The organism is Brevibacillus sp. JNUCC-41, from assembly GCF_014844095.1.
GTDB lineage: Bacteria > Bacillota > Bacilli > Bacillales > DSM-1321 > Peribacillus > Peribacillus aracenensis.
In genome coordinates this window covers 1,935,415-1,948,696 of the sequence record NZ_CP062163.1, presented here as the reverse complement: position 1 = coordinate 1,948,696, position 13,282 = coordinate 1,935,415, and the positions used below count along the sequence as shown (strand labels likewise).

Sequence of the window (13,282 nt, the reverse complement as noted above, 5' to 3'; positions counted from 1 at the left end):
GACTAATTCTTCCATCACAGCTTACATAAGATAGTTATACTTTAATAAGAGATGAAAATCAATTATTCACCTTTATTTTTTTTGATGATTTCTTCAGAAATGCTCTTAGGTACTTCTTCATAATGATCGAAGTGCATAGAGAATGTTCCTCGTCCTTGAGTGTTAGAACGTAAAGATGTAGCATATCCGAACATTTCAGATAGTGGAACCATCGCTTTAACCATTTGCGTGTTACCGCGAGCTTCCATACCTTCTACACGACCACGACGAGATGTGATATCTCCCATGATGTCGCCTAGGTAATCTTCTGGAATAACTACTTCCACTTTCATGATTGGCTCAAGGATGACAGGCTTACATTTAGATGCTGCATTTTTAAGTGCCATCGATGCAGCAATTTTAAATGCCATTTCGTTGGAGTCAACGTCATGGTAAGATCCGTCAAATAATTTTGCTTTAATGTCGACTAGCGGGTAACCAGCAAGTACACCACGGTCAAGTGAATCAACTAATCCAGCTTGTACAGCAGGGATATATTCACGTGGTACTACACCACCGACGATAGCATTTTCAAATTCGAATCCTTTACCTTCTTCGTTTGGACCAAATTCGATCCATACGTGTCCGAATTGTCCACGACCACCAGATTGGCGAACGAATTTACCTTCAACTTTAGCTGAACCACGGAAAGTTTCACGGTATGCTACCTGAGGAGCACCAACGTTTGCTTCCACTTTGAATTCGCGACGCATACGGTCAACAAGGATGTCCAAGTGAAGTTCACCCATACCAGCGATAATTGTTTGACCAGTTTCTTGGTCAGTGTGCGCACGGAATGTTGGATCTTCATCTTGAAGCTTTTGTAAAGCTTGAGACATTTTGTCTTGGTCTGCTTTTGATTTCGGTTCAACTGATAGTGAGATAACTGGCTCTGGGAATACCATGGACTCAAGAATTACTTGGTTCTTGTCATCACATAGAGTATCTCCAGTTGTAGTATCTTTCAATCCTACAGCAGCTGCGATATCCCCTGCATATACAGTAGATATTTCTTCACGGCTGTTTGCGTGCATTTGAAGGATACGACCAATACGTTCACGTTTACCTTTAGTTGAGTTGATTACATAAGATCCTGATTCTAATGTACCTGAGTACACACGGAAGAATGTAAGTTTACCAACGTAAGGGTCAGTCATAACTTTAAACGCTAAAGCAGAGAACGGTTCAGAATCATCTGAATGACGTTCCACTTCATCTTCTGAATCCGGTAATGTACCTTTGATAGCTGGTACATCCAATGGAGATGGAAGGAAGTCGATAACGTTATCAAGCATTAATTGAACACCTTTGTTTTTGAAAGCTGATCCGCAAATAACAGGGAAGAATTCAACATTAACAGTTGCTGTACGAATAGCTGCTTTCAATTCAGCAATGCTGATTTCTTCGCCGCCAAGGTATTTTTCCATTAAGTCTTCATTAACTTCTGCTACTGCTTCAATTAACTTCTCACGGTATTCTTCAGCTAATTCCCGGTGTTCTTCAGGAATTTCACCGACAGTGATATCAGTTCCTAGGTCATTACCGTAGAAATGAGTTTTCATTTCAATAAGGTCAATGATTGCAGAGAATTGATCTTCTGCTCCGATTGGTAACTGAACTGGGTGAGCGTTAGCTTGTAAACGATCGTGGATTGTTCCAACTGAATACAAGAAATCCGCACCGATTTTGTCCATTTTGTTTACGAATACGACACGCGGTACACCGTAAGTTGTAGCTTGGCGCCAAACTGTTTCAGTTTGAGGCTCAACACCTGATTGGGCATCAAGTACAGCTACAGCTCCATCAAGTACGCGCAAAGAACGTTCAACTTCAACTGTGAAGTCTACGTGTCCCGGTGTATCGATGATGTTTACACGGTGACCTTTCCATTGTGCAGTTGTTGCAGCGGAAGTGATCGTGATTCCGCGTTCTTGTTCCTGTTCCATCCAGTCCATTTGTGAAGCACCTTCGTGCGTTTCACCAATTTTGTGGATTTTACCAGTGTAATATAGAACACGTTCTGTTGTAGTCGTTTTACCAGCATCGATGTGAGCCATGATACCGATATTACGAGTGTTTGCTAAGGAGAACTCTCTTGCCATTTGTCTTTCTCCTTCCTTCTATAAGGATTTTATAGTGTTTGATCTTACCAGCGATAATGTGCGAAAGCTTTGTTGGCTTCAGCCATTTTGTGAGTATCTTCACGTTTCTTAACCGCTGCTCCAGTGTTGTTAGCAGCATCCATGATTTCATAAGCTAAACGCTCTTCCATCGTTTTTTCTCCACGAAGGCGAGAGTAGTTTACTAACCAACGAAGTCCTAGAGTCGATTTACGATCTGGACGCACCTCAACTGGTACTTGGTAGTTAGCTCCACCCACACGGCGTGCTTTTACTTCTAATACAGGCATGATGTTTTTAAGTGCTTGATCGAAAACTTCGATCGGCTCATTGCCAGTACGTTCTTTGATTAAATCAAATGCAGAGTAAAGAATTTTTTGTGATTTACCTCTTTGTCCATCAACCATTAATTTGTTGATTAAGCGAGTCACAAGTTTTGAATTATAAATTGGATCTGGTAATACGTCTCTTTTCGTTACAGGTCCTTTACGAGGCATTATATTTCCTCCTTTCAAGAAAGTTCAATTTTTGTTTAAGATTATTTTTTAGCTGCTTTCGGACGCTTAGTACCGTATTTAGAACGGCCTTGCATACGATTGTTAACTCCAGCAGTATCAAGAGCACCACGTACGATATGGTAACGTACCCCTGGTAAATCTTTTACACGACCGCCACGGATAAGAACCACGCTGTGTTCTTGTAGGTTGTGACCGATACCTGGGATATAAGCTGTTACCTCGATACCGTTTGTTAAACGTACACGCGCATATTTACGTAACGCGGAGTTTGGTTTTTTCGGTGTCATAGTACCCACACGAGTGCAAACACCACGTTTTTGCGGAGATGATACGTTAGTTTGTGCTTTTTTAAAGCTGTTGTAGCCTTTGTTAAGTGCTGGAGATTTTGAATTAACCTCTTTAGACTCGCGTCCTTTACGCACTAATTGATTAATAGTAGGCATTACATTTTTCCTCCCTTCACGTTTTCATTTCTAGTACCACACATCCAGGTGGTTCATAAATGGGTAAAAACAAAGTCTTTGCAAATATAATTGCAAAAACATCTTTACTTTTTGATGGCAACAGTTGCTGCTCCGACATCAATACCACATGCTTTGCCAAGCATTCTCATCGAATCAACATATGTGATAGGAACATCCAATTCTTTGGCAGTCTCAACGACACGCCCAGTCAAGTATATATCTGCATCATCAGCGATGATAACTTCTTGAATTAAATTGTTTTTAAGAGCTCTAACTGCTTGTTTCGTCCCTATAATCACTGACTTTGCCTGTATTACTTTTTCATAAGACATGGTCCATATCCTCCAAAGTTACAGGGTAACATAGGAGCACCTTTGCTATAGTATCATTATTAGTCGGATACTGTCAACTTCTTTCAAAAAAATAATTCAAGCAAAAGGTTTTCCTTACATCATTCTATTAAGATTATCAATTTGCCTTATCGGAATATATCAAATCCTCATACTGCTTTTCAGTCAGCCATGAGTAATAAGAGAGACCAGCTCAATAAACTCTGATCCTTCAGCTCCAATGGGAAACAGGAGTGGAGTTTTCAGTTTGAATTATTGAGCTGGTCCTTTTTTCCTTTAATCCACTGTTACAGTATCGGCACTTTCGTCTCCAACAACGACAGGGTTTGCTTTTCTGTATCTAAGCATTCCCGTTCCTGCAGGGACAAGTTTACCGATGATGACATTTTCTTTAAGCCCAAGCAATTCATCACGTTTTCCTTTTATTGCTGCATCAGTCAAGACTCTTGTTGTTTCTTGGAATGACGCGGCAGACAAGAAGGAATCCGTTTCTAGAGATGCTTTTGTGATACCTAGCAATACAGGGCGTCCTGTAGCCGGTAATTTGTTGGTCAGCAATGCATCAGTGTTTGCAGTAGTGAACTGGTTAACATCCAATAATGTTCCTGGAAGCACTTCAGTTTCACCTGCATCAAGCACACGGACTTTACGCATCATTTGTCTAACCATTACCTCGATATGTTTATCACCGATTTCAACACCTTGCATCCGGTATACTTTTTGTACTTCATGAAGCAGGTATTCCTGAACAGTAAGCACGTCTGTAACCTTCAGCAATTCTTTCGGATCGATGGAACCCTCTGTCAACTCTTCACCACGACGTACAGGTGTATCAACAGTTACTCTTAAACGCGCTGTGTACGGCGCGGTATACGTGCGTGATTCAACAGCACCTTGAACAACGATTTCCTGTTGTTTATCCCTAATTTCATTAATCGAAACTATCGTTCCTTCGATTTCAGAAATGACAGCTTGACCTTTAGGATTTCTCGCTTCAAATATCTCTTGGATACGTGGAAGACCTTGAGTGATATCGTCCCCAGCAACCCCACCTGTATGGAATGTACGCATCGTCAACTGTGTACCAGGCTCTCCGATTGATTGAGCGGCAATAATACCGACTGCTTCGCCCACTTCAACTTCTTGACCTGTAGCCAAGTTGCGTCCATAACATTTTTTACATACACCATGGCTGGTATTACATGTAAAGGCGGAACGAATCCATGCTGTTTCAATTCCAAGTGATTCAATATAGTTAGCAAGATCTTCAGTAATAAGGTCGTTTTCAGCCACGATTACTTCATTTGTTTCTGGATGTCTGATCGCTTTTCTTGCATAACGGCCAATTAGGCGCTCTTCAAGATGCTCAATTATTTCAGTACCCTCTCTCAAAGCTGAAATTTTCAAGCCGCGGTCCGTTCCGCAATCATCGTCACGGATGATGACATCTTGTGCAACGTCAACAAGTCGACGGGTAAGGTAACCGGAATCGGCTGTTTTAAGCGCTGTATCGGCAAGACCTTTACGCGCACCATGTGTAGAGATGAAGTACTCCAACACTGTTAAACCTTCACGGAAACTTGATTTGATCGGTAATTCAATGATACGTCCAGCCGGGTTGGCCATCAGTCCACGCATACCCGCAAGCTGCGTAAAGTTGGAAGCATTACCACGGGCACCGGAGTCACTCATCATGAAGATCGGGTTGCGTCGGTCCAGTGAGTCCATAAGTTTGGACTGAATGGTATCCTTGGCAGCACTCCAGATTGAAATGACGCGATCATAACGCTCATCCTCAGTAATAAGACCGCGTCTGAATTGTTTCAAGACGTTATCCACTTTGGTTTGAGCCTCAGTGATGATTTCTTGTTTTTCTTTTAATACGACGATATCAGCCACACCAACGGTAATACCAGCTTTTGTCGAATATTTGAATCCAAGATCTTTCATCCGGTCAAGCATTTTGGATGTTTCGGTAATTTTAAAGCGTTTAAAGACTTCCGCTATGATATTTCCAAGAATTTTTTTCTTGAAAGGGTCGATAGCAGGTTGAGCCTTAATCAATTCAGGGATATTAGCGCCTTTTTCCACAAAATATTTCTCTGGAGTTTTCGTTTCCAAATTATATCGTGTCGGTTCGTTAATATACGGGAATGATTTAGGTAAAATTTCATTGAAGATCAGTTTACCAACAGTCGTAATGAGAAGTTGGCCGTTTTGTTCTTCAGTGAAAGTTTCATTATTCAGTGACGATGCATGTACGGCACAACGGGAATGTAAGTGTACATATCCGTTTTGGTATGCAAGTAATGCTTCGCTTGTATCTTTAAAGATCATACCCTCACCGATAGCGCCTTCTCTTTCCAATGTTAAGTAATAGTTACCTAATACCATATCTTGAGAAGGTGTAACGACAGGTTTACCATCTTTAGGGTTCAAAATGTTCTGTGCTGCAAGCATAAGCATGCGTGCTTCGGCTTGGGCTTCAGAAGATAGAGGAACGTGGACCGCCATTTGGTCACCATCAAAGTCAGCGTTGTAAGCTGTACATACGAGCGGATGCAAACGAATTGCGCGACCTTCAACCAACGTTGGTTCAAATGCTTGGATTCCAAGTCTGTGAAGAGTCGGTGCACGGTTCAATAGTACTGGGTGTTCTCTAATGACTTCTTCTAATACATCCCAAATTTCAGGAGATAAACGTTCAATTTTACGCTTAGCGGATTTGATGTTATGCGCTAGACCTCTTTGAACAAGCTCCTTCATAACGAATGGTTTGAATAATTCAATCGCCATTTCTTTCGGAAGACCACATTGGTACATCTTTAAGTTTGGTCCGACTACGATAACGGAACGGCCAGAATAATCAACACGTTTACCAAGAAGGTTTTGACGGAAACGACCTTGTTTACCTTTTAACATGTGAGATAAAGATTTTAACGGACGGTTACCAGGCCCAGTTACCGGACGGCCCCGACGGCCATTATCGATGAGTGCATCGACAGCTTCTTGCAGCATACGTTTCTCATTTTGAACGATAATGCTTGGTGCTCCAAGATCCAGTAATCTTTTCAATCGATTATTACGGTTGATAACACGGCGATATAAATCATTTAGATCAGATGTGGCAAAACGTCCTCCATCAAGTTGAACCATTGGACGAAGTTCCGGTGGAATGACCGGAAGCACGTCAAGGATCATCCATGAAGGCTCATTTCCGGAGTTACGGAATGCTTCAAGCACTTCCAAGCGTTTGATTGCACGGGTTCTGCGTTGTCCTTGAGCTGTTTTAAGCTCCTCTTTCAACGACTCTACTTCCTTTTCCGTATCAATATCTTGCAAAAGTTTTTTAATAGCTTCCGCACCCATGGCAGCTTGGAATTTCTTACCGTATTTTTCACGGTATGTACGATATTCCTTTTCGGAAAGAAGCTGCTTCTTTTCTAAAGTTGTATCGCCCGTTTCAGTTACGACGTAAGACGCAAAGTAAATGACTTCTTCCAAAGCCCGTGGAGACATGTCAAGTACAAGTCCCATACGGCTAGGGATTCCTTTAAAATACCATATGTGTGAAACTGGAGCTGCCAGCTCAATATGACCCATGCGCTCACGACGCACCTTAGCACGAGTGACTTCAACACCACAACGGTCACAGACTACGCCTTTATAACGAACACGTTTATATTTTCCGCAATGGCATTCCCAGTCCTTTTGAGGTCCAAAAATTCTCTCACAGAATAAACCGTCTTTTTCTGGCTTTAACGTACGATAGTTGATTGTTTCTGGTTTTTTAACTTCTCCATGTGACCAAGAACGAATCTTGTCTGGTGAAGCAAGACCAATTTTCATATACTCAAAATTATTAACGTCTAACAAGGGGCCTACCTCCCTTTTAATCTCCAGGTTTAACCCTTGATTGCCGTCAAATATCAGGCAATCTTACACCGGATGATGGTTGATTGAATCAATAAGGCTCTAACAAGGCAGCATGATCTTCAAATGAACATCTCGCTGCCAGTCAGAGCAGGTAATATATAACTAGATATGTTTATATTTAATTTTATTCTTTGACAGGTGCCCCTACTTCGGAAGCAACCATATCCTTAGTTTCTGAATCAAGGCTTAATTTGTCTGCTTGGTTGGCATCATCTTCATCTTCCAAATCACGCATTTCGATTTCACGATCTTCGGCATTGAGGATTTTAACATCCAATCCTAAACTTTGAAGCTCCTTAATCAATACTTTGAAGGACTCAGGAACGCCTGGTTCAGGGACATTTTCACCTTTGACAATCGCCTCGTACGTTTTAACACGACCTACGACATCATCTGATTTAACGGTTAGGATTTCTTGTAATGTATAAGCAGCACCATAAGCTTCAAGTGCCCATACTTCCATCTCACCGAAACGCTGTCCGCCAAATTGCGCTTTACCACCAAGTGGTTGCTGCGTAACAAGGGAGTAAGGTCCAGTTGAACGCGCATGAAGTTTATCATCGACCATATGTGCCAGTTTAATCATATACATGACACCAACTGATACACGGTTATCGAATGCTTCACCTGAACGGCCGTCATAAAGGACTGTTTTTGCATCACGTGACATCCCGGCTTCTTCAATCGTACCCCAAACATCTTCCTCAGTGGCACCATCGAATACAGGAGATGCTACATGAATGCCAAGTGCGCGTGCAGCCATACCTAAGTGAAGCTCCAACACCTGACCGATGTTCATACGTGAAGGTACACCCAATGGGTTTAACATGATGTCGACTGGAGTGCCATCTGGTAAATAAGGCATATCTTCTTCAGGAAGAATCCTGGAAATTACCCCTTTGTTACCATGTCGTCCAGCCATTTTATCGCCTTCATGGATTTTACGTTTTTGAACGATATATACACGTGCGAGTTGGTTTACACCAGGAGGCAGTTCATCGCCGTCTTCTCTGTTGAATACTTTAACATCAAGAACGATTCCGCCGCCGCCGTGAGGTACACGAAGTGATGTATCCCTTACTTCACGTGCTTTTTCACCGAAGATCGCATGTAATAGACGTTCCTCAGCAGTCAGTTCCGTTACACCTTTAGGAGTGACTTTACCAACGAGAAGGTCTCCGTCTTTCACTTCAGCACCCACACGGATAATTCCGCGCTCATCAAGATTACGAAGCGCATCTTCCCCTACGTTAGGGATATCACGGGTGATTTCTTCAGGCCCTAATTTTGTATCGCGTGATTCAGATTCATATTCTTCAATATGAATGGAAGTGTACACATCATCTTTAACCAAACGTTCACTCATGATGATGGCATCTTCATAGTTATATCCATCCCATGTCATGAAGGCAACCAATACGTTACGGCCAAGTGCCAACTCACCTTTTTCCATTGAAGGACCATCAGCAAGAATTTCACCTTTTACAACGTTGTCGCCAACACTTACGATAGGGCGTTGATTATAGCATGTTCCTTGGTTGGAACGAATGAATTTTAATAGACGGTATTTATCAAGGTTTCCTTTTACTTGCTGTCCGTCAACTTCGCTTACCCTACGTACCCATACTTCACGTGATTCAACGTGCTCTACGATACCAGGGTGTTTACAGATTACGGCAGCACCGGAGTCTTTCGCTGAAACATACTCCATACCCGTTCCGACTCGAGGGGCTTCCGGTTGCAGCAAAGGAACTGCTTGACGTTGCATGTTCGCTCCCATAAGGGCACGGTTGGAGTCATCATTTTCCAAGAAAGGAATACATGCTGTCGCAGCAGATACTACCTGTTTAGGAGATACATCCATGTAATCTACGCGGTCACGCGGAACAACGGTATTTTCACCGCGGAAACGTGCAACAACATCGTTATCAAGGAATGAGCCGTCATCTGACAGTCGTACATTCGCTTGGGCAACTACATAATTATCTTCCTCATCAGCTGTTAAGTAGTCGATTTGGCTTGTAATTCTACCTGTTTCAGGGTCCACACGGCGATATGGTGTTTCAATGAAGCCATATGGGTTAACCTTTGCAAAACTGGATAACGAGTTAATCAAACCAATATTCGGTCCCTCAGGCGTTTCAATCGGACACATGCGGCCATAGTGGGAATAATGAACGTCACGTACTTCAAAGCCAGCACGCTCACGTGTCAGACCACCAGGTCCCAATGCAGATAGACGACGTTTATGCGTCAATTCAGCCAACGGGTTCGTTTGATCCATGAATTGGGAAAGCTGTGAGCTTCCAAAGAACTCTTTAATGGATGCAATGACCGGGCGAATGTTGATTAGTTGCTGTGGAGTGATTGTATTCGTATCCTGAATGGACATTCTTTCACGGACAACACGCTCCATACGGGATAAACCAATTCTGAATTGGTTTTGCAGCAATTCACCAACGGAACGCAGACGACGGTTACCTAAATGGTCAATGTCATCCGTGATTCCCACACCATGCAATAAATTAAAGAAATAACTGATGGAAGAAATGATATCAGCCGGTGTAATGTTTTTGACCTGGTCGGTCACATAGGCATTACCGATGATATTGATCACTTTTTCGCCTTCAGCATCGTTTGGCGCAAACACTTTAATAGGTTGAAGAAGAGTTTCTTCCTCTACTACACCGCCTGATGGATGGAATGTCTTGAATCCGATTCCACCTTCGATATGAGGCAGGATCCTATCAAGAGTCCGACGATCAAGCATTGTCCCTTTTTCAACGATGATTTCACCTGTTTCAGGATCAATCAAAGTCTCTGCAATACGTTGTCCGAATAAACGGTTCTTGATATGCAGTTTTTTATTGATTTTATAACGGCCTACATTAGCTAAATCATAACGTTTCGGATCAAAAAAGCGTGATACTAAAAGACTTTTCGCGTTTTCGACAGTAGGCGGTTCACCTGGGCGTAGACGCTCATAGATTTCTAGTAATGCTTTTTCTACACTCTCGGTGTTATCCTTTTCAAGAGTGTTGCGAAGGTATTCGTTGTCTCCGATCAAATCGATGATTTCTTGATCTGTTCCGAACCCAAGGGCACGCATCAATACCGTGATCGGTAATTTCCTTGTGCGATCGATCCGAACATACACAACATCCTTGGCGTCTGTTTCATATTCGAGCCATGCGCCACGGTTAGGAATAACGGTCGCAGAGAATCCAAGCTTACCGTTTTTATCCATTTTCCCATTGTAGTAAACACTCGGTGAGCGCACTAATTGGGATACAATTACCCGTTCAGCACCATTGATGACAAATGTACCTGTTTCAGTCATCAGCGGGAAGTCGCCCATAAATACATCCTGGTCTTTCACTTCCCCTGTTTCTTTGTTAACAAGGCGCACTTTCACACGAAGTGGTGCAGAATACGTAACATCGCGTTCTTTTGTTTCTTCCACAGAATACTTCGGCTCAGCTAAGCTGTAATCGATGAATTCTAACGATAAATTACCTGTAAAATCCTCAATAGGAGAAATATCCTGGAACATTTCCTTTAAACCTACATCTAGAAACCATTGATAAGAAGCTGTTTGAATTTCAATCAGATTCGGAAGATCCAAAACCTCACTGATTCTTGCATAACTTCTACGTTGGCGGTGTCGTCCATACTGAACAAGTTGACCTGTCAACTGATTCACCCCTTAAATCAAGCGTTATAAGGATCCATTTGCCTCGGAAAAGGAATCATTTCCATAGACAAAAAGAAAATGGTTTTTATTTTAAAAACCACTATTTCTCATAAAACGAACTATTATTTATATATTTTTCCCATATTATCCATTGATTATACATCAATGGTATAAAAATTGCATAGTTACGGAATTATATATATGCATTTTATAATACTAACATAGCGAAAATTTAGAGTCAAACCTTTTTGGATAATAGTATATAGTAACCTTTTTTCTTAACGGGCACTTCACAATTTCCAAATAATTGCTCCATTTTATCCATTGCGGATGGAGCCCCTTGTTTTTTTTGAATGACAACCCATAATTCTCCACCAGCTACCAAACTGCGATAGCCTTCTTCTAAAATTTCGTGGACTACACTTTTACCTGCGCGAATGGGAGGGTTCGTAAGAATTGCCGCGAATTGATTGGAGGCAACTTTGTCAAAACGATCACTTTCGTAAATCTTCACATTTGCGATCCCGTTAGAAGCCGCATTCTCTTTTGACAATTCAACTGCCCGGCTATTTATATCAATCATTTCTATCGTTCTATCGGGATAAGCTGCCGCAATCGATATTCCGATTGGCCCATAACCGCAACCAACATCGAGAATATCTCCTTCCACAGCTTCATCAAGGTTAAAACTCTCAACCAAAAGACGCGATCCGAAATCAACTTCCTTTTTCGAAAAAACACCATTATCGCTTTTGAAGCGAAATGTACGTCCCCTTAATGTGAAATCCCAAAATTTCGGATCGCTTACGACATCCGGTTTTTGTGAGTAGTAATGCTCTGTCAGAGTCATCTCCCCCTATCAGAAAGGAATATTGAAGATTTAATGAGAGAAGAGAATTGAAGAATGGTTGCTTGCACGCCGGAATGTTCGAATAACGAAATCCTCTCGTTACCAAACCATTAACGGCTTTTTTTCTTCATTCCTTTAAAAATGAAGAAAAAAAGCCCGCCAGTGATAGCGAGCTTTTTGTTTATGCAAGATTACTTAACTTCAACGCCAGCTCCAACTTCTTCAAGTTTAGCTTTGATTTCTTCAGCTTCTTCTTTAGAAGCAGCTTCTTTGATTGCTTTTGGAGTGTTGTCAACAAGTTCTTTTGCTTCTTTAAGTCCAAGACCTGTAACTTCACGTACAGCTTTGATAACTTTGATTTTTTGATCTCCAGCAGATGTAAGGATTACATCAAACTCAGTTTTTTCTTCAGCAGCAACGCCACCAGCAGCAGCTACAGCTACAGGTGCAGCAGCAGTTACGCCGAATTCTTCTTCGATTGCTTTTACAAGGTCGTTTAATTCTAAAACAGTCATATTTTTAACTGCTTCAATGATTTGATCTTTAGTCATTTTTATTTCCTCCTCGAAATGGTTGGGTTTTTTTTGAATCAATAGGCTAGTTAAGCGGTTAGCTTACGCGCCTTGTTCTTCTTTTTGCTCTGCAACAGCTTTTGTAGCAAGAGCAAGTCCGCGCATAGGTGCTTGTAGCACGCTGAGTAGCATTGAAAGTAGGCCTTCGCGTGAAGGTAGTTCTGCAAGAGCTTTAATTTCTTCAGCAGTTGCAACATTTCCTTCGATAACTCCAGCTTTGATTTCTAAAGCTTCATGTTTTTTCGCAAAATCGTTAAGGATTTTTGCTGGCGCAATAACATCTTCATTTGAGAATGCAATTGCGTTTGGACCTGTTAATGATTCGTTCAAAGCGCCAAGTTCAGCACTTTCAGCAGCACGGCGAGTTAAAGAGTTTTTGTAAACTTTAAACTCAACGCCAGCTTCACGAAGTTGCTTACGAAGTTCTGTTACTTCAGCAACAGTCAATCCACGGTAGTCAACAACTACTGTTGATTGGCTTGAAGTTAACTTATCAGAAATCTCAGCAACGATTTTTTGCTTTTGTTCAATAATTGCGTTCATCCTTACACCTCCTGTAGATTTGCTTGAAAACATTTATACCGTTTCAAAGAAAAAGCCTTCATCTCTATTGCAGACATGAAGGCAGTAATTTCAAAAGTCATAGTCTAGGACTATTATTATCGAATTACCTCGGCAGGGAATTAAGCTCGTAATGAGCACCTACTGTCTACGGTACAAATAGTATTCATTTATTCAC

9 protein-coding genes and 1 other annotated feature are annotated in these 13,282 nt (G+C 41.7%); all 9 genes read right to left on the bottom strand.

Annotated features, from left to right (window positions below; genetic code table 11):
• Positions 1–62 precede the first annotated feature (62 nt).
• The 9 genes from fusA to rplJ all read right to left on the bottom strand — a co-directional run bounded on the left by fusA (position 63) and on the right by rplJ (position 13,086).
• On the bottom strand, positions 63–2,141 hold the full coding sequence (gene fusA, locus JNUCC41_RS09650) for an elongation factor G (RefSeq protein ID WP_192207441.1): 2,079 nt from the start codon (positions 2,139–2,141) through the stop codon (positions 63–65).
• Between the two features lie 44 nt (positions 2,142–2,185).
• On the bottom strand, positions 2,186–2,656 hold the full coding sequence (gene rpsG / locus JNUCC41_RS09645; RefSeq protein ID WP_048677878.1) for a 30S ribosomal protein S7: 471 nt from the start codon (positions 2,654–2,656) through the stop codon (positions 2,186–2,188).
• A gap of 41 nt (positions 2,657–2,697) precedes the next feature.
• Entirely contained in the window at positions 2,698–3,120 is a 423-nt protein-coding gene (rpsL, locus tag JNUCC41_RS09640) for a 30S ribosomal protein S12 (protein ID WP_034305038.1), read from the bottom strand.
• A 104-nt stretch (positions 3,121–3,224) separates the two neighbouring features.
• Positions 3,225–3,473: a 50S ribosomal protein L7ae-like protein gene (locus JNUCC41_RS09635; RefSeq protein WP_034305040.1), complete on the bottom strand. Its 249-nt coding sequence runs from the start codon at positions 3,471–3,473 to the stop codon at positions 3,225–3,227.
• A gap of 294 nt (positions 3,474–3,767) precedes the next feature.
• Entirely contained in the window at positions 3,768–7,367 is a 3,600-nt protein-coding gene (gene rpoC, locus JNUCC41_RS09630; RefSeq protein ID WP_144553522.1) for a DNA-directed RNA polymerase subunit beta', read from the bottom strand.
• Between the two features lie 184 nt (positions 7,368–7,551).
• Positions 7,552–11,121, bottom strand: a complete 3,570-nt coding sequence (gene rpoB / locus JNUCC41_RS09625; protein ID WP_192207440.1) for a DNA-directed RNA polymerase subunit beta — start codon at positions 11,119–11,121, stop codon at positions 7,552–7,554.
• Positions 11,122–11,359: 238 nt separating this feature from the next.
• The gene (locus tag JNUCC41_RS09620) at positions 11,360–11,965 is read right to left on the bottom strand and encodes a class I SAM-dependent methyltransferase (protein ID WP_192208115.1); all 606 of its coding nucleotides are present in this window, start codon (positions 11,963–11,965) and stop codon (positions 11,360–11,362) included.
• A gap of 197 nt (positions 11,966–12,162) precedes the next feature.
• On the bottom strand, positions 12,163–12,522 hold the full coding sequence (gene rplL / locus JNUCC41_RS09615) for a 50S ribosomal protein L7/L12 (protein ID WP_192207439.1): 360 nt from the start codon (positions 12,520–12,522) through the stop codon (positions 12,163–12,165).
• Between the two features lie 63 nt (positions 12,523–12,585).
• Positions 12,586–13,086, bottom strand: a complete 501-nt coding sequence (rplJ, locus tag JNUCC41_RS09610) for a 50S ribosomal protein L10 (RefSeq protein ID WP_192207438.1) — start codon at positions 13,084–13,086, stop codon at positions 12,586–12,588.
• 39 nt (positions 13,087–13,125) lie between these two features.
• Positions 13,126–13,276: a sequence feature (ribosomal protein L10 leader region), on the bottom strand.
• Positions 13,277–13,282 lie beyond the last annotated feature (6 nt).